The 18908-nt window shown below is 38.6% G+C and carries 16 protein-coding genes, 1 tRNA gene and 1 pseudogene; 13 read left to right on the forward strand and 5 right to left on the reverse strand.

The window, feature by feature from the left end; genetic code table 11:
- Positions 1-16 precede the first annotated feature (16 nt).
- The 3 genes and pseudogenes from xrtY to BM207_RS19440 all read left to right on the forward strand — a co-directional run bounded on the left by xrtY (position 17) and on the right by BM207_RS19440 (position 2325).
- Positions 17-601: an exosortase Y gene (xrtY, locus tag BM207_RS06735; protein WP_090992805.1), complete on the forward strand. Its 585-nt coding sequence runs from the start codon at positions 17-19 to the stop codon at positions 599-601.
- Between the two features lie 11 nt (positions 602-612).
- Positions 613-1647: pseudogene (locus tag BM207_RS19435) on the forward strand (carbamoyltransferase family protein); the annotation flags it as partial.
- Positions 1648-1701: 54 nt separating this feature from the next.
- The gene (locus BM207_RS19440; protein ID WP_394332967.1) at positions 1702-2325 is read left to right on the forward strand and encodes a carbamoyltransferase C-terminal domain-containing protein; all 624 of its coding nucleotides are present in this window, start codon (positions 1702-1704) and stop codon (positions 2323-2325) included.
- A gap of 73 nt (positions 2326-2398) precedes the next feature.
- Here BM207_RS19440 and obgE read toward each other — a convergent pair whose 3' ends face one another.
- The 5 genes from obgE to BM207_RS06765 all read right to left on the reverse strand — a co-directional run bounded on the left by obgE (position 2399) and on the right by BM207_RS06765 (position 5996).
- Positions 2399-3394, reverse strand: coding sequence for a GTPase ObgE (gene obgE, locus BM207_RS06745; protein ID WP_090992807.1), 996 nt, complete (start codon positions 3392-3394; stop codon positions 2399-2401).
- Positions 3395-3411: 17 nt separating this feature from the next.
- Positions 3412-3981 (reverse strand): adenylate kinase, encoded by a 570-nt coding sequence (locus BM207_RS06750; RefSeq protein WP_090992966.1) that lies wholly within the window; start codon positions 3979-3981, stop codon positions 3412-3414.
- Between the two features lie 210 nt (positions 3982-4191).
- Positions 4192-4265: transfer RNA gene (locus BM207_RS06755), tRNA-Arg, on the reverse strand.
- A gap of 102 nt (positions 4266-4367) precedes the next feature.
- Positions 4368-4832, reverse strand: a complete 465-nt coding sequence (locus BM207_RS06760; protein ID WP_090992808.1) for a redoxin domain-containing protein — start codon at positions 4830-4832, stop codon at positions 4368-4370.
- Between the two features lie 255 nt (positions 4833-5087).
- Complete coding sequence (locus tag BM207_RS06765) at positions 5088-5996, reverse strand: SDR family oxidoreductase (protein ID WP_090992809.1); 909 nt, start codon at positions 5994-5996, stop codon at positions 5088-5090.
- Positions 5997-6336: 340 nt separating this feature from the next.
- On the opposite strand from BM207_RS06765, the gene atpD reads away from it, so the two are divergent.
- The 10 genes from atpD (at position 6337) to BM207_RS06815 (ending at position 18901) form a co-directional block, all read left to right on the forward strand.
- On the forward strand, positions 6337-7839 hold the full coding sequence (gene atpD / locus BM207_RS06770; protein WP_090992810.1) for a F0F1 ATP synthase subunit beta: 1503 nt from the start codon (positions 6337-6339) through the stop codon (positions 7837-7839).
- Positions 7840-7955: 116 nt separating this feature from the next.
- A complete protein-coding gene (gene atpC / locus BM207_RS06775; RefSeq protein ID WP_090992811.1) occupies positions 7956-8201 on the forward strand; it encodes an ATP synthase F1 subunit epsilon in 246 nt (81 codons plus the stop codon).
- A 583-nt stretch (positions 8202-8784) separates the two neighbouring features.
- Complete coding sequence (locus BM207_RS06780; RefSeq protein ID WP_090992812.1) at positions 8785-9675, forward strand: branched-chain amino acid transaminase; 891 nt, start codon at positions 8785-8787, stop codon at positions 9673-9675.
- Positions 9676-9724: 49 nt separating this feature from the next.
- Positions 9725-11407 carry a dihydroxy-acid dehydratase gene (ilvD, locus tag BM207_RS06785; RefSeq protein WP_090992813.1) on the forward strand — a complete coding sequence of 561 codons (1683 nt, stop codon included), beginning with the start codon at positions 9725-9727 and terminating at the stop codon, positions 11405-11407.
- Positions 11408-11425: 18 nt separating this feature from the next.
- Positions 11426-13168, forward strand: a complete 1743-nt coding sequence (gene ilvB, locus BM207_RS06790; protein ID WP_090992814.1) for a biosynthetic-type acetolactate synthase large subunit — start codon at positions 11426-11428, stop codon at positions 13166-13168.
- Between the two features lie 23 nt (positions 13169-13191).
- Positions 13192-13830 (forward strand): acetolactate synthase small subunit, encoded by a 639-nt coding sequence (ilvN, locus tag BM207_RS06795; protein WP_090992815.1) that lies wholly within the window; start codon positions 13192-13194, stop codon positions 13828-13830.
- A gap of 132 nt (positions 13831-13962) precedes the next feature.
- A complete protein-coding gene (ilvC, locus tag BM207_RS06800) occupies positions 13963-15444 on the forward strand; it encodes a ketol-acid reductoisomerase (RefSeq protein ID WP_090992816.1) in 1482 nt (493 codons plus the stop codon).
- Between the two features lie 60 nt (positions 15445-15504).
- The gene (locus BM207_RS06805; protein ID WP_090992967.1) at positions 15505-16266 is read left to right on the forward strand and encodes a class I SAM-dependent methyltransferase; all 762 of its coding nucleotides are present in this window, start codon (positions 15505-15507) and stop codon (positions 16264-16266) included.
- Positions 16267-16275: 9 nt separating this feature from the next.
- A complete protein-coding gene (locus tag BM207_RS06810) occupies positions 16276-17772 on the forward strand; it encodes an ATP-binding cassette domain-containing protein (protein WP_177217074.1) in 1497 nt (498 codons plus the stop codon).
- Entirely contained in the window at positions 17738-18901 is a 1164-nt protein-coding gene (locus BM207_RS06815) for a 2-isopropylmalate synthase (protein ID WP_090992818.1), read from the forward strand. The genes BM207_RS06810 and BM207_RS06815 overlap by 35 nt, the downstream gene beginning before the upstream one ends.
- Positions 18902-18908: the final 7 nt, after the last annotated feature.

Here is an 18908-nt window from a genome sequence, read left to right on the forward strand (position 1 = left end):
TAATACATTTCAATTTATGGATGAATTATCGACTAAAGAAACCAAAAAGAAAGCCAATAAAGTTGCGATACGCTTTATAGTGTTGTTAGTTGGACTATACCTTTTATTTAGTCAGGGAAATCTATTTATGAACAGCGTCACAAGCGCTGGCAGTCGATACTATAACCCATACATTGCGGAATACTTTAATTATATCCAATGGATTAAATCTGCCCTGCTAATTCCCGCTACCTGGCTGATTAAACTCTTTGGGTTTTACGCCATTCATAACGAAATGGACATAATGGTAGTAGATGGCCCTTATTTACGGGTTAATTATTCTTGCGTAGGCTTGGGAGTGATGAGCTTTCTTACGGCTTTTATCATAGCCTTCCCGGCAAAATTAAAATCTAAGTTAAAATTGTTCGCAATTGGCATTGTGATGATATATGTGCTTAACGTTTTACGCATTGCAGGTTTAGGTGTTTTACTTGGGTTTTTCCAATCGCAACGGAGTAATTTTACCTATCACCATGAGATATTTAATGTGATCGTTTACCTATGTGTCTTCGCACTCCTTTATTTTTGGATCAAGAAAAACACCGCAATCAATAAATCTTAATTAGACTACCAATGTATATACTGGGAATTAATGCCTACCATGGAGATTCGTCTGCCTGCATTTATCAAGACGGAAATTTAATAGCTGCAACCGAAGAAGAAAGATTTCGCCGAATTAAACACTGGGCTGGTTTTCCTTCTCAAGCCATAGCATTTTGCTTAAAAGAAGCTGGAATTTCTATGCAGGAGGTTGATTATATTGCAATTTCTAGAGATCCGAAAGCCAACTTTCAGAAGAAAGTATTGACAGCCATCAAAAACAAGTTAAGTATCTCCAATATCATCAACCGTGTTAAAAACTTAAAAAAAGCCTCTTCCATAGAAGATGAATTTACAGAACACTTTGGTTCCTTTAAGGCACAAATTGTGAATGTGGAACATCATAGAAGTCATTTAGCTAGTGCTTTTTTTGCCTCTCCATTTGAAAAATCAGCATTGATTTCGATTGATGGGATGGGCGATTTTACCAGCACTATGAGAGGAACTGGGAATGCAAATGAAATTACGGTAATGGATACGGTCTCTTATCCGCATTCTATCGGGATATTTTATACGGTATTTACGCAGTGGCTTGGCTTCCCTCATTACGGTGATGAATATAAAGTAATGGGGCTTGCCCCATATGGTAAACCTAAGTATGTAGACAAGCTTAGAGATGTATTGATATTTAAAGACAATGGGCTTTTCGAACTTAACCTTACTTATTTCAATCATCCCCAAAAAGGCGTAAATATGGTTTGGGAAGGTGGTATCCCTGCAATGGATAGCTTGTTTACGGAGAAATTAGTAGCAGCGTTTGGACCGGTACGCCAGAAAGAGGAAAAACTGACCGACTACCATTTTGATATGGCAGCCTCTGTACAGCGTATTACGGAAGAGGTGATTTTTCATATGCTCAACGCATTGCATCAAGAAACAGGGCTCGATTCGGTGTGTATTGCTGGAGGAGTAGCGCAAAACTCTGTTGCCAATGGAAAAATTCTTCAAAATACACCCTTTAAAAAATTGTATATCCCACCCGCAGGTCACGATGCAGGTACCGCGATTGGAGCTGCGCTCTGGGTGTATAACCAAGTGCTTAAACAGCCAAGAACAAAACCTATGCTACATGGTTATTTTGGAAGTAGGTTTACTAATGATGAAATAGAGGCCACTTTAAAAGAAAGCGCCGTCAACTACCAAAAACTTAACGATGACGAGCTATATGATACGGTAACAAACTGCTTAATTAACGGGGGTGTTGTGGGTTGGTTCCAAGGAAGGGCAGAGTTCGGCCCAAGAGCACTCGGTCACCGTTCGATTATTGCGGATCCTCGCAGGACAGATGCAAAAGAAATTTTGAATACCAAAATAAAACGTCGCGAGTCTTTCAGGCCGTTTGCGCCCTCTATTTTAATGGACCATACGGCTGATTATTTTGAACTGGTGGATGACGTTCCCTTTATGGAGAAAGTATTTATCATTAAAGAAGAGAAAAGAGCAGAAATTCCAGCAGTTACACATGTTGATGGAACCGGGAGACTACAAACGGTTGATCAAAAAGTTGAACCTAGGTACCATGCCTTGATCAAAGCTTTTTATGATAAAACCAGCGTACCCATTTTACTCAATACCTCGTTCAATGAAAATGAGCCCATTGTAAATACACCCGAAGAAGCAATAGCCTGCTTTTTACGCACGCAAATGGATATGTTGGTAATGGAGAATATTGTGCTGACTAGGTAAGCGTTGCGAGTAGAGATCCGTCATTGCGAAGTACAGATCCGTCATTGCGAGGAGACGAAGTCGACGAAGCAATCTAGTCGTTGATCGCTTTCCAAAGCATATCCTTTAATTCGGTTATACCTTGTTGAGCTACAGATGATATAAAAATAGCAGGAACTTGCGGAAGTTCCTTTTTCATTTCTTCCTTCAGTTCTTCGTCAAGCATATCTGCTTTGGTAACAGCCAGCAAATGGGGCTTTTGCATTAACTCTGAGTTATATTGCTGTAGTTCATTCTTAAGAATTTCATATTCTTCCTTAATACTTCTACTGGTATCAGCAGGAACCATAAAAAGTAAAACAGAATTGCGCTCAATATGACGTAAAAATCTAAATCCTAATCCTTTGCCTTTTGATGCGCCTTCGATAATACCGGGGATATCTGCCATTACGAAAGATTTTCCTCCTCTGTAGGAAACAATTCCAAGGTTAGGCACCAAAGTAGTAAAAGGATAATCGGCTATTTCTGGCTTCGCTGCAGATAAAACAGATAAAAGCGTTGATTTACCCGCATTGGGAAATCCAACTAAACCTACATCAGCTAATACCTTTAATTCTAAAACCATCCACTCCTCTTTTCCTGGTTCACCGGGTTGTGCAAAACGGGGAGTTTGTAGTGTAGGCGTTTTAAAATGCCAATTCCCTAAGCCCCCGCGACCACCGGCGGTGAGGATTTTCGTTTCCCCATCTTCCGTAATCTCAAATAGCACCTCGCCCGTTTCAGCATCTCGGGCAATCGTACCCAATGGGACTTCTAGAATTTCATCGGCACCTGTTTTACCTGTTTTCTGACTACTTCCACCACTCATGCCATCTTCAGCAATAATGTGCTTTCGGTATTTTAAGTGAAGTAAAGTCCAGAATTGAGCATTTCCCTTCAAGATGATATGTCCACCCCTGCCTCCATCACCACCATCAGGTCCCCCTGTTGAAGTAAGTTTGTCGCGATGCAAATGTGCAGATCCGGCTCCGCCTTTACCAGAACGGCAGCATATTTTTACATAATCTACAAAATTTGAACCTTGCGACATCTCGGTGGGAAAGTGAATTAATATTGATCGATAACAGCACACAATTCATTAAAAATACCGTCAATTTCGCCGATACCATTAATTTTTGTAAGCTTATTTTGTGCTTCGTAGTAAGGTAAAACTAAAACGATCTTGTTAAAATATTCCTCAATACGTTTTTGAGATTTCTCTGCCTGATCATCTAATCTGCCAGTTTCTTTCTGACGCAATGCCACACGTTTAACCAACTCCTCCTTATCTACATCTAATGCGATTACACCAGTAATTTGGCTCCCTTTTCCTGCTAAAAATTGGTCAAGTTCAGCAGCTTGTGGTATAGTTCTTGGAAAACCATCGAATACAAATCCTTTTGCATCTGGATTTTTATCAATTTCTTCCTCTAACATATCGATCGTAATCTTGTCTGGAACCAATTCTCCATTAGCAATTAATTTACTAACTTTTTTACCTAAAGCAGTTTGATCTTTAATGTGTGCTCTGAAAAGGTCTCCAGTAGAAATATGTACCAACTGATACTTATTAATCAGTTTTTCAGATTGGGTGCCTTTACCTGCACCCGGAGGGCCAAAGAGAACTAAATTCAGCATTTGTCTTTCTTTATGGTGAATCGTCTTCAATTTTATTTGAAAACATTTAATTGATAATAAAGGCAGCAATTTATCGAGTAAACAGCCTTGCCCTTTAAAAGTTGCAAATATATAATTTAATTAGCTTATTGGGCTAAATTTTCTAAAAATGATAATGATTTAAGCGTTTTACGCAAAAAGCCTTAGATTTCTCTAAGGCTTTTGTTTCTGTGCACTTGTAGGGATTCGAACCCCAAACCTTCTCATCCGTAGTGAGATGCTCTATCCAGTTGAGCTACAAATGCAAACATTCCGTATGATTAACGGATTGCAAAAGTAATGCTTGTTATTCAATTTAACAATTTTTTTTAAAGAATAATTCGATTCTCATACTGATGAGCAACACTCTATTCGCTTACAACCTTACGAATTGCTTCAAAATCAGGTAAATCCGTCGCAACCTCCAATACCTCGGCATAAGTAATTAAGCCATTTTCATCAATTACAAAAGCCGCTCTTTTAGAAACACCTTTTAAATTGAATACAAATTCTTCATAAAAAGCGCCATAAGCCTGTGAAATTTCTTTATTAAAATCCGACAACAATGGAAACTGGTAAGATTGATCATCTTTAAATTTCGCCAGAGTAAAAGGCGAATCAACTGAGATAGCAATAACTGCCGCATTCATCCCATCATAATAACCAAAACTATCTCTCATGGTACATAGTTGTGTAGTACAAGTGCCAGTAAATGCCATTGGGAAAAAATGAACGACTACCTGTTTCCCTTTATAATCATTTAAGGAAACTTCCTTTAATTCTGAATTGAATAATTTAAAATCTGGCGCTTTATCGCCTACTTGTAATGACATATATTATTATTTTAGTTTAATTTAAATTTATTTTCAGTTGACCTTTTTCATCCACTGTCATCATGAGATAATAGCCCTGCATTGCCGGCCAATAACCGGTGATTGCGAGCGCAGCGAAGCAATCTTAAAGAAACGCATTAAGGAGATTGCTTCATACCTCGCAATGACGATAACTTTCTTCGAATTGAATTCCTCATCACGAACTTCCCGACTCTCAGACCCTACCCCCAAGACTAAACACTCGAGACGAAAGAATCAGAACTTCTCACCAAGTTGTCGATCCAAAATCGCCAATCCCTCGTCAAAGCTATGCGGTTGATACTTTAAATCAGTCATAGCTTTGTCTAAAATAAAGCCAGTCCGGGCTGGCCGCTTTGCAGTCTGATTTAAAGTAGCCGCACTGATTTCATTGATCAAACTTTTGTCTAAGCCCCAAAAATCGGCTACTTTTGCCACCAACTCGGAAATGCTCATCATATCTTTTCCCGAAGCATTATATACACCTTGGGCATCGTGCTCAACCGCCAGTAAACAACAGTCTGCCAAATCCTCTGCCAAAGTGGGCATTCTCCATTGGTCGTTCACAATGTTTAAAGGATTACCTTTCTCTAAAGCGCCTTTTGCCCAAAGTACAATGTTACTTCTGCTCATATCACTTACAATACCATAAACGATAATAGTACGCAGTATAGCCCATTTGCCGGTCGATTGCTTAACTGCTTCTTCAGCCAACAATTTAGTCTCACCATAATAACTCAACGGATTGGGAGCCGCCTCTTCATCATACGGACCATCTTCCCCATCAAATATAAAATCGGTCGATAAATGAATTAAACGAACATTGAACTCCTCGCACACCGCAACCAAGGTAATTACTGCCGCAACATTTAGTTCAAAAGCTAACTCTTTTTGCTCTTCACAGGTATCTACATTGGTCATAGCAGCGGTGTGAATAATTGCATCAGGCCGATACTTTGAAACCACTGCCCTCACTTCTTCTGCATTGAGAATATCCATCGTCACATAGGTATAACCTTCCTTAATCGGAAAACGATTCTCACCTTTTGCCGTAGCGATTAAGTTTATCCCACTTTCTTTTAAAACTTTTTCTGTTATTTTCTGTCCTAAAAGGCCGTTACTTCCTGTTACTAATATGGTTTTCATTAAAAAAGGTTAAAATTATAAACATTCCACTTTACACTTGTAATAGCTTAACAAAGAAAGAAGAAAAAAATCAAATTTACGAACGAACCACTTACCTAGTACTTACCTACTACTTACCTACTACTTACCTACTACTTAGCTACTACTTCATAAAGTGCTATAAAAAACTACGACTTACCCCGGGCAAATCAACTAAAAAACCCTATTCTCATAGCTGTTGAAAAATTTTTTATTTATATATAAAATATACATTGGAAAATCATAACTTTGCAGACCGAATTGCGGGCGCGTAAAAGCGTCTTTAACATTTTGATTTTTATAATTTTACCAAAAACAGTATATGCCTAACATTGGACAAATAGCCCAGATTATAGGACCGGTAGTTGACGTAAGTTTTGCTAACGATGCCCATTTACCTAAAATTTTCTCTGCATTAGAGATTACTAAAGAAAACGGACAAACAATTGTTCTAGAAGTTCAACAACACCTTGGTGAGGACCGTGTTCGCGCAATTGCGATGGACTCTACAGACGGTTTAGTACGTGGTATGAAAGCATTAGATACTGGTTCACCTATCAAAATGCCAGTTGGAGATCAAATTAAAGGTCGTTTGTTTAATGTAGTTGGGGAAGCAATTGATGGTATTTCTGCTGTTGATAAAACAGGTGGCCGCCCAATTCACAACGCTCCGCCTAAATTTGAAGACTTATCAACGGAAACTGAAGTACTTTTTACAGGTATTAAAGTTATCGATTTATTAGAGCCATATGCTAAAGGTGGTAAAATCGGTTTGTTCGGCGGTGCTGGTGTTGGTAAAACAGTATTGATTATGGAGTTGGTAAACAACATCGCGAAAGCTTATGCTGGTTTATCGGTATTTGCTGGTGTTGGTGAGCGTACTCGTGAGGGTAACGATTTACTTCGTGAGTTTATCGAATCAGGTGTAATCAACTATGGTGATGATTTCTTGCACTCAATGGAAAAAGGTGGATGGGATTTGAAAGCAGTTGATACCGAAAAATTAAAAGAATCAAAAGCAACATTGGTATTCGGTCAAATGAACGAACCTCCTGGTGCACGTGCTCGTGTAGCATTATCAGGATTAACAGTTGCTGAATATTTCCGTGATGGTGACGGTGAAGGCGCGGGAAAAGATATCCTTTTCTTCGTTGATAACATCTTCCGTTTTACCCAGGCAGGTTCTGAAGTATCGGCACTATTAGGTCGTATGCCATCAGCGGTAGGTTACCAACCAACATTGGCAACTGAGATGGGTTTGATGCAGGAGCGTATTACTTCAACTAAACGCGGTTCAATTACTTCAGTTCAAGCTGTATATGTACCCGCAGATGATTTAACTGACCCTGCACCGGCTACTACTTTTGCCCACTTAGATGCTACAACTGTACTTTCACGTAAAATTGCTGAGCTTGGTATTTATCCAGCAGTAGATCCACTAGATTCTACTTCACGTATCCTTTCTCCAGCTGTTTTAGGTGATGAACACTATAATACTGCACAACGTGTGAAAGAAACTTTACAACGTTATAAAGAATTACAAGATATTATCGCGATCCTTGGTATGGACGAGTTATCTGAAGAAGATAAACTAGTTGTATCCCGTGCACGTCGTGTTCAACGTTTCTTATCTCAACCTTTCCACGTAGCCGAGCAATTTACAGGCTTAAAAGGAGTCTTGGTCGACATTAAAGATACCATCAAAGGATTTAACATGATTATGGATGGTGAAGTTGATGAATATCCAGAAGCTGCATTTAACTTAGTTGGTAGCATTGAAGAAGCTATCGAAAAAGGAAAAAAATTATTAGCAGAATCTAACTAGTACCTAGTAGTTAGTACTTAGTATATAGATACCTATCTCTAGCCTAAGTACTATCTCATTAATTTATTTAGTTGATTAGTCTAAATACTAACTACTAAATACTAACTACTAAAAAAATGACTTTAGAAATATTAACACCAGATAAAAAAGTTTTCGAAGGGGAAGTAACATCAGTTACGGTTCCTGGAACTTTGGGTTCTTTTCAAATTTTGAGAGGCCACGCTCCTATTATTTCCACTTTAGAAGATGGCCTTGTAATTATTAAAAGTGCTGCTGGCGAAGATACCTTTTCCATTAAAGGTGGTGTTGTAGAAGTATTAGATAATAAAATTATTGTCTTAGCTGAAGCGGTACTTGCATAGGTATATTTAAAACATTACATAAAAAAGGGCTGGTGTTTAAAACATCAGCCTTTTTTTATGTCAAAACTTATTAAAACCTACAAAGTTTATTGCGATCGTGCTAACCCAACTTCGTAAGTCATTAACCCGGGTAATTTTTCAAATAATTTGAGAGACTTTCCAATTTTACGCCGAAAACGCTTCAAATATAATGCAAGCATAATAAGTATACCGAATACCCAAAACATATTTAGTCTACCATGAACTGACATATATAGCGTATATTTTGAATATTTTAATATTAAATATCGAAAAAATAAAAATAACAGAATTAAATTTTTTTTCAATTATTTTTAGTTTACTATTGATAGTTTAATCAGCATGGACTAAATTGGTTTTAACAAAAAACGATAAATGAACCACCCAAGAATCATAACATTAAGTGTAACAAATAACGAAGCCAATATCGCTACGCTATATGTCATTCTTATTATTATTATTCTGCTGCTAAATAAGCAATACGGGTCGCTATAAAATGAATTTTAATACTCAAATTACCTAAAGCGTCCCGATTACTCGGGACGCTTTTTTTAAATAAAACAAAATGCAATACTACAACTCAAACACCGTAATTTACTTAGACGGTCGCTTTGTTAAAGCACAAGATGCTAAGACCGATTTATACGGACAATCATTACATTATGGTTTGGCTGCATTTGAAGGTATAAGAGCCTATAAAACACACAATGATACACGGATTTTTAAGATCAAAGAGCATTTTGAAAGGCTAAAGCGTTCTTGTGAACTCGTTAACATGCCCTATCCATGGGATAATAATGAGCTAATTAAACAAACTTATCAACTTTTAAAGTTAAACAACTTAAAGGACGCATACATCCGCCCAATTGTTTATAGCGCACCTAATATGACCTTAATCGCTCCCCAAGAAGTATCAATTATGATCTGCGCCTGGGAATGGGGTGCGTACCTGGGCGACAAACAATTAAAAGTTTGCATTTCTCCTTTTCAACGACCTAATCCGAAATCAACTTTTGTTGAAGCAAAAATAAGTGGTCATTATGTAAACTCTATCCTGGCTACAACAGACGCAAAAAATAAAGGTTTTGATGAAGCATTATTACTTGATATGCACGAAAACGTGGCTGAAGGATCTGGTGCTAATATATTCCTAGAGAAAAATGGCAAACTATATACCCCAACATTGGGCAACATATTAGCAGGTATTACCCGGGCAACGGTAATTGAACTGTGTAAAGTACTAGACATTGAGGTTATAGAGAAAACCATAAGTGTGGAAGAACTTAAAAGTGCAGATAGCGCATTCTTTTGTGGAACTGCAGCCGAAATCATTGGCATTCATACACTTGACGACACTGTTTTTAAACAAAGATGGCATGATAGTATAGGCGCCACCATCCAAAGAGCCTATAAAAATTTAGTATTAGAAAAAGTTAACTACGAAGTGATTATTTAGTTTAACCAACTAACCGACTAAAACAATTAACCAACGATTAACCTAAGAAATGAACGAACTAAACAAATACAGTAAAACATTTACACAAGATCCTACGCAACCTGCAGCACAAGCAATGCTATATGGAATTGGTTTAACCGATGCCGATATGGAAAAAGCACAGGTAGGCATTGCCAGCATGGGCTATGATGGAAACACTTGCAACATGCACTTAAATGACCTAGCGCAAATTGTTAAAACAGGAGTATGGGAAAATGATTTAGTAGGCCTAATTTTTAATACCATAGGCGTGAGTGATGGAATGAGTAATGGGACTGCCGGAATGCGCTATTCTTTGGTTAGTCGCGATATTATTGCCGATTCTATTGAAGCAGTATGTGGAGGTCAATATTATGATGGATTAATCACCATTCCTGGTTGCGACAAAAATATGCCAGGCTCGGTTATGGCAATGGGTCGATTAAATCGCCCTTCAATTATGGTATATGGCGGAACAATTAAACCGGGTCACTATAAAGGTGAAGATCTAAATATTGTTTCAGCATTTGAGGCATTAGGTAAAAAAATTGCCGGTCAAATGGATGAAATTGACTTCAAAGAAATTATAAAACACGCTTGTCCGGGTGCAGGAGCCTGCGGAGGAATATATACCGCAAATACCATGGCTGCAGCAGTAGAAGCCCTTGGAATGAGTTTACCTTTTTCTTCTTCAAATCCAGCCTTAAGCGCAGAAAAAAAAGCGGAATGCATTGCTGCCGGGAAAGCGATTAAAGTGCTATTAGAGAAAGACATTAAGCCAAGCGATATCATGACTCGTAAGGCATTTGAAAATGCAATTGTAACGATTATGGTGTTGGGCGGTTCAACAAACGCTGTGCTTCACTTAATCGCAATGGCAAAAAGCGTGAATGTTCCGTTAAGTCAGGATGACTTTCAAACCATTAGCAATCGTATCCCAGTTTTGGCCGACATGAAACCTAGTGGCAAATATATGATGGAAGATCTTCATAAAATTGGTGGTGTGCCTGCTGTTATGAAATATCTTTTAAAGAAAGGTTGGTTACATGGAGATTGTTTAACGGTAACTGGAAAAACAATTGCTGAAAACTTAGCAGAAATTCCGGAATTAGATTTTAATGAGCAAAAAATCATCTTCCCTTCCGAAAACCCTATCAAAGCTACTGGCCACTTGCAAATTTTGTACGGAAACTTAGCCGAAGGTGGAAGTGTTGCGAAAATAAGCGGTAAAGAAGGTGAATTTTTCGAAGGCCCTGCCCGCGTATTCAACGGGGAATATGAATTGATCAATGGTATTTCTAGCGGAAAAGTTCAACCTGGAGATGTGGTTGTTATTCGCGATGTTGGTCCGAAAGGCGCCCCAGGTATGCCAGAAATGCTTAAACCAACGTCCGCAATATATGGTGCAGGTTTAGGTAGCAGTGTTGCTTTAATAACCGATGGAAGATTTAGTGGTGGTACACATGGCTTTGTAGTTGGCCACATTACGCCAGAATATTTTGACGGTGGATTAATCGCATTCGTAGAAGATGAAGATAGAATCGAAATTAGTGCAAGAGCGAATAGCATTACCCTCAAAGTGAGTGATGATATTATTGCAAAACGAAAACTAGCGTGGCAGCAACCTGAATTAAAAGTTAAAAAAGGGGTGCTGTATAAATATGCCAAAACAGTAACCACCGCAGCAGAAGGCTGTGTAACCGATGAGGCTTAAATTAAAATTCAAAGCAGAATGATACAAGAAACTATATTAGCAGAAGCAAAAACGGCGCAAGCCGAAAAGACTTTCAAAGGGACTGGATCTCAGGCGCTGTTAAACGGCTTAATAGAAGAAGGTGTACATACCGTTTTTGGCTATCCAGGCGGTGCAATCATGCCCATTTATGACGCATTATATGATTATAGCGATAAATTAAAACATATTTTAGTCCGCCATGAACAAGGGGGCATCCACGCTGCCCAAGGTTTCGCAAGAACCAGTGGAGAAGTGGGAGTTGTATTTGCAACCAGCGGTCCGGGAGCCACTAATTTAGTGACCGGCCTGGCCGATGCACAAATTGACAGCACACCTCTGGTTTGTATCACCGGGCAGGTTTTCGCTCATCTTTTAGGTACTGACGCCTTTCAGGAAACCGATGTAATTAATATCACGACCCCGGTTACCAAGTGGAATTATCAGGTTACTGATGCTAAAGAAATCCAGGAGGTGCTAGCCAAGGCATTTTACATTGCGAAAAGCGGAAGACCGGGACCGGTTTTAATAGATATTACCAAAAATGCGCAATTACAACTGGAAGACTTTCCGGCTTATGTAAAATGCAATCATATCCGTAGTTACCGCCCAAAACCAAATATTAGGGTCGAATACATTGAACAAGCGGCCGAAGTAATCAATGCTGCAAAAAAACCTTTCGTGTTGTTCGGTCAGGGTGTAATTTTAGGTACAGCAGAGCAAGAATTCAAAGCTTTTATAGAGAAAAGTGGCATTCCCGCCGCTTGGACAATCCTAGGTGAAGGCGCAATTCCAACAGACCATCCTTTAAATGTAGGTATGTTGGGTATGCACGGGAATTACGGACCCAATGTATTAACGAATGAGTGTGATGTGTTAATCGCTATCGGTATGCGCTTCGACGATCGCGTAACCGGCAGATTAGATAAATATGCAAAACAGGCAAAGATTATCCACCTGGACATTGATCCTGCTGAAATTGATAAAAATGTGAAAGCAGATGTAGGTGTTTGGGGAGATTGTAAAGAAACCCTACCCCTGTTAACCAATCTGGTAAACAAAAATAGCCACCCACACTGGTTGGCTAAATTTAGAGATTATAATCAACAGGAAATTGACCAGGTAATTACTGCTGAACTTTACCCAACTGGCGAGGAGATGACCATGGGCGAGGTACTGCGTAATATCAATGAAATTTGCGGCGGAGACGCCGTTATTGTAACCGATGTAGGCCAACACCAAATGGTAGCATGTAGGTACGCCAAATTCAATAATACAAGAAGCAATGTTACCTCGGGAGGTTTAGGAACAATGGGCTTCGGATTACCCGCAGCAATAGGCGCAAAATATGGCGCACCAGATAAAACCGTAATTGCGATCATTGGTGATGGCGGCTTTCAAATGACCCCACAAGAATTGGGCACCATCATGCAGTTTGGTGCTGCGGTGAAAATACTGATCTTAAATAATAGATTCCTTGGAATGGTGCGCCAATGGCAACAGCTATTCCACGATAAACGCTATTCATTCGTAAACATCACAAGTCCTGATTTTGTAGCATTGGCTAAGGCCTACTATATCGAAGGGCAAATGGTTGATAACCGCGCCAACCTAAGAACTGCATTAGAAACGATGATTAACCACGAAGGATCTTATCTATTAGAGGTAATGGTAGGTAGAGAAAATAACGTGTTTCCGATGGTACCGCAAGGTTGCAGTGTAAGTGAAATTAGATTAAAATAGTTAGCATATTAAAAAGATTAAACATGAGTACAGAAGACACCATATTGCATAGACCTGCTGCCCCAGATTATGAGGGAAAACAGGAATATAACATTATCGTATATGCTGAAAACCGAATCGGCTTGTTAAATAGAATTGCTATTATTTTCTCTAAGAGAAAAATCAATATCGAAAGCTTGAACACTTCCCCATCAGAAATTGAAGGGATCCATCGGTTTAACATCTTAATTACCGAAAGCTATGAAGTGGTTCGCAAACTTTCTCGTCAGATTGAGAAACAGGTGGAAGTGTTAAAAGCTTATTTCGTTACCAATGATGAAGTAATTTGGCAAGAATTAGCGCTTTATAAAGTTTCAACAGAAGAAATTACTGAAAAAGTTACAGTGGAACGCCTTTTAAGACAATACGGTGCAAGTGCAGTAGTCATTAGAAAAGACTATACCGTATTTGCAGTAACTGGTCATAAAGAAGAAACAGATGCCTTGGTAAAAGCGCTGGAACCTTATGATTTGATAGAGTTTGTTCGTTCAGCAAGGGTAGCTATTATTAAGGACAGCGCAGGCTTCCACGAAAAACTGAAAGAGTTTAAAGCAGTTGAACCAGGTGAAGACTTGGTAGAAAACGAATTCCTAGAAAAAGGAGACAAGATATTCACAATGTAAGCGTCATTGCGAGATACGAACGTCATTGCGAAGTACGAAGCAATCTATTTTTGAGATTGCTTCGTACCTCGCAATGACGAACAACAAAAAACATAAACATAAATCGGTGTAATCACCAAATAAACAAAAACAATGGCAAATTATTTTAACACACTATCACTCAGAGAAAAACTTAACCAGTTGGGTGTTTGCGACTTCATGGACAGCGCCGAATTCTTAGATGGGGTTAATGCACTTAAAGGAAAAAAATTAGTAATCGTTGGCTGTGGCGCACAAGGCTTAAACCAAGGCTTAAACTTAAGAGATAGTGGTTTAGATGTTTCTTATACATTACGTAAAGAGGCAATTGAAGGTAAAAGGGATTCATGGAAAAATGCTACAGAAAACAACTTCAAGGTGGGAACCTATGAAGAATTAATACCTACGGCTGATGTGGTTATCAATCTCACTCCTGATAAACAACACACTGCAGTGGTAAATGCAATCATGCCATTGATGAAAGAAGGTGCTACCCTATCCTACTCTCATGGTTTCAACATCGTGGAAGAAGGCACACAAATTCGTAAAGATCTTACTGTTATTATGGTTGCCCCAAAATGCCCAGGCAGTGAAGTTAGAGCCGAATATGTAAGAGGTTTTGGCGTACCCACTTTAATTGCTGTACACCCAGAAAATGATCCGCAAGGAAAAGGATTGGCACAAGCAAAAGCCTATTGTGTAGGTACTGGCGGACACAAAGCAGGTGTTTTAAAATCTTCATTTGTGGCAGAGGTTAAGTCTGATTTAATGGGGGAGCAAACAATTCTATGCGGTTTGTTACAAACAGGTTCTATTTTGTCTTTTGATAAAATGGTTGAAAAAGGAATCGATAAAGGCTATGCTTCTAAACTAGTTCAATATGGCGTAGAAGTAATTACAGAGGCGTTAAAACAAGGCGGAATTACCGCCATGATGGACAGGCTAAGTAATCCGGCAAAAATTAAAGCTTTTGAGATTTCGGAAGAACTAAAAGATATTATGCGTCCATTATTCCAAAAACACCAGGATGATATCATGAGCGGTGAGTTTAGCCGTATTATGATGGAAGATTGGGCAAATGGAGATAAAAATTTACTGGCATGGCGGGCTGAAACTGGCGAAACTGCTTTTGAGAAAACGCCTGCTGGCGACGTAAAAATTGGCGAACAAGAATATTTCGATAACTATACGTTAATGGTTGCTTTTGTAAGAGCCGGGGTCGAATTAGCCTTCGAAACAATGGTTCAAGCAGGTATTAAACCTGAATCTGCTTATTATGAGTCGTTACACGAAACGCCATTAATTGCCAATACCATTGCACGTAAAAAATTATTCGAAATGAATCGGGTAATATCTGATACTGCTGAATATGGTTGTTATTTATTTGACCAGGCATGTAAACCTTTGTTAGCTGATTTCATGAAAAAAGTTGACACCGACCTAGTTGGTAAAAACTTTAATGAAGGCAAAGATGGGGCGGTAGACAATAAAACATTAATCGCTGTGAACCATGCTATCAGAAACCATGAAGTAGAAATTATTGGCGCAGAATTGAGAAAAGCCATGACGGCCATGAAAACAATTAAAACAGCCTAATAAAAATGTAAAATACAACCTATGGGATTTTTTCAACCCCATAGGTTTAAAATGAACAATATGCCAGAAATTAGTTGGGACAATAAATTATACGACAAACAACATCACTTTGTATCTGATTATGGTGCAGATGTAGTGCAATGGCTTGCCCCAAAAAATGATGAACATATATTGGATGTTGGTTGTGGAACAGGACAATTAGCTGCTCAAATTGCTAAAACCGGAGCCTTGGTTTTAGGGACAGATGCTTCAGAAAACATGGTCGAAATTGCAAGAATAAATTATCCAGCTTTAAAATTTGAAGTAATTGATGGAACTAAGCTGCCCTATAAAGAAGAATTTGACGCCATTTTTAGCAACGCTACCTTCCATTGGATTGACAATCAAGAGGAATTAACAAAAAGGCTTTTTAGCAGTTTGAAGATTGGCGGCAGATTAGTAGCAGAATTTGGTGCTAAAGGAAATGTAAAAAAAATTACCGATGCTGTTAAATTAGCCGCTAAAAACCTTGGGTTAGATTCGAAGCTTACCACAGATTTTTGGTTCTTTCCAACGATCAGTACCTACACTACCTTGTTAGAAAAAAATGGTTTCGAGGTGGAGCAAGCTTGGCTTTTTGATCGCCCCACTCCACTAAAAGGTATAAATGGTATGCGTGATTGGATTACGCAATTTGCACCTTATGCTTTCAAAAACATGAATACTGAAGAGATTGATGCCGTTAAAGATTTTGCAGTAGAAATTTTAAAACCAAGTCAATATAAGAATGACCAATGGATTGCAGATTATAAACGCTTAAGAGTTAAAGCTTATAAAAATTAGAACAACTTGATGAAAAAACCCGTCGTCCATATCACCAATTTTAATTTAAAGTTTAAGGATAAATCTGTACTTAAAGATTTGTGCTGGACAATTAATAGTGGTGAAAACTGGTTACTTTCTGGCGAAAGTGGTAACGGGAAAACTTCACTAGCTAAAGCAATCGCCAATTTAATTCCTAGTTACGGTACTATCGAACTTAATCTCAATCCGCTAAATAATTTAGTTGATGGAGTTCACTATGTTGCCAATTGGTATCAATTCAAAGATTTAGAAGGACAAGCCAATTTCTATTATCAACAACGTTACCATAAACAAGCTGCCACTACCACCAATTCGGTTAGTAGCGAGTTAAAACATTTTGGTCAACAAAATAGCCTGGAGCAAGATACATTAAATCCGATAGTAGAGGCGCTAGGTTTCAAAAGCTTACTAAGTGCTACTTTAATTGAGTTATCAAGCGGAGAGCATAAAAAATTACAATTGATTAAAGCTCTTTGGTTAAAACCGAAATTGTTGATTTTAGACCTCCCCTATAATGGCCTCGACGCAGCATCTCGGAAAAATTTAAACTTATTGTTAGACCAATTAGTTGAGGATGGAGCCCAATTGATTTTAATTTCCAATGAAGCGGAAATGCCGTCATCCATTAATCGTTTTGCAAGAATTGAAGATGGAAAACTAGTAGCAAGTGCAGCAATGCAATATGTGAACAATTTAACAAAAATTGAAAAGCCCTTACCAGCATTTTTTCAAGAAAAACAATGGTCGTCGACTAAGTCCCATCTTGTTAAAATGATAGACGTAAATGTGAGCTATGGAAATAAAAAAGTATTAAAAAATATAAACTGGGAAGTTAAGGCTGGAGAGAAATGGGCACTTCAAGGTCCAAACGGGTCAGGCAAATCAACCTTATTGAGTTTAATCTGTGCAGATCACCCTCAGGCATTTGCCAATAATTTTTACTTATTTGGCAATTTACGGGGAAGCGGGGAAAGCATTTGGGAAATCAAAGAACGGATCGGACTAATCTCGCCAGAGTTACACTGGTATTTTGATCCGACCGCCACCGTATGGCAAAGCATTGTTTCTGGCTTTTATGACAGCTCGGGGCTATTTTGCGATCCCGGATATACCAAAAGAGTACAAGCCGATGAACTGATCCATTTTTTTGGGTTAGATGATTATAAAAATACCTTAATGAACCAGCTTCCCTTAGGAAAGCAACGTTTGGCTCTATTAGGTCGAACAATTATTAAAAATCCTGAATTATTAATTCTAGATGAACCTTGTCAGGGTTTAGACCAACAACAAACTTTTCACTTTAACAAATTGATAGATGAGTTAAGTAAAAATGGAACTACTTTAATTTATGTAGGCCATTTCGAATCTCAGCTGCCGGATTGTATTGAAAAAAGAATTGTTTTGGAAAATGGCGAAGTACAAGTGATAGAAAATATTAGCAATAAAAATTATGTTACACGATCCGAACAAAGTTTATGTATTTGACACCACCTTGCGTGATGGAGAACAAGTACCAGGTTGCCAGTTAACAACCCCTGAGAAAATTGAAATTGCCAAAGAGCTCGAAACCCTGGGTGTTGATATTATCGAAGCAGGTTTTCCGATTTCAAGTCCTGGCGATTTCCAGAGCGTAGTGGAACTGTCTAAAGCTGTTTCACAACCTATAATCTGCGCTTTAACACGCGCTAATAAAGGTGATATCGATTCGGCAGTTGCAGCGCTACAATACGCAAAAAGGCCAAGAATCCACACGGGTATCGGCTCGTCAGATATGCACATCAAACATAAGTTTAACAGCACTCGTGAAGAAATTCTAAAGAGAGCGGTTGACGCTGTAAAATATGCCAAACAATTTGTAGAGGACATTGAGTTTTATGCTGAAGATGCAGGTAGAGCAGATATCAACTTCTTGGCGCAAATGGTGGAAGCCGTAATTGCCGCTGGTGCCACAGTAGTGAATATCCCTGACACCAATGGTTATTGTTTACCCGATCAATACGGACAAAAGATCAAATTTTTGAAAGATAATGTTCAAAACATCGACCAAGCGATTATATCCGTTCATTGTCACAACGATTTAGGTTTAGCTACAGCGAATTCAATTGCTGGTTTACAAAACGGAGCCCGCCAAATTGAAGGTACCATTAACGGAATAGGGGAGCGTGCGGGAAACACTTCGATTGAAGAGGTAGTGATGATTTTAAAAACGCATCAATACCTCGGATTGCATACTAACATTAATACTAAAAACTTTTATGAACTAAGCCGAATGGTAAGTTCACAAATGAGGATGCCTGTACAGCCAAATAAAGCAATTGTAGGAAGTAATGCTTTTGCCCATAGCTCCGGTATTCACCAAGATGGATTTTTAAAAAATCGTGAAAACTACGAGATTATTCGTCCGGAGGATGTGGGTTTTCCAGATGCAACTATTGTACTAACCGCCAGAAGTGGCAGGCATGCCTTGAAATTCCATTTGGAACGCTTGGGACATAATTTGAGCAAAGAAGAATTAGCTGATGCCTATCATCGCTTTTTAACTATTGCCGATCGTAAACTAGACATTAATGATGAAGATCTCACTATGATGATGAGTGAAATCTATGTAAAATAAATAAAAC

Origin of the sequence: Pedobacter insulae (assembly GCF_900113525.1) — a bacterium.
Lineage (GTDB): Bacteria > Bacteroidota > Bacteroidia > Sphingobacteriales > Sphingobacteriaceae > Pedobacter > Pedobacter insulae.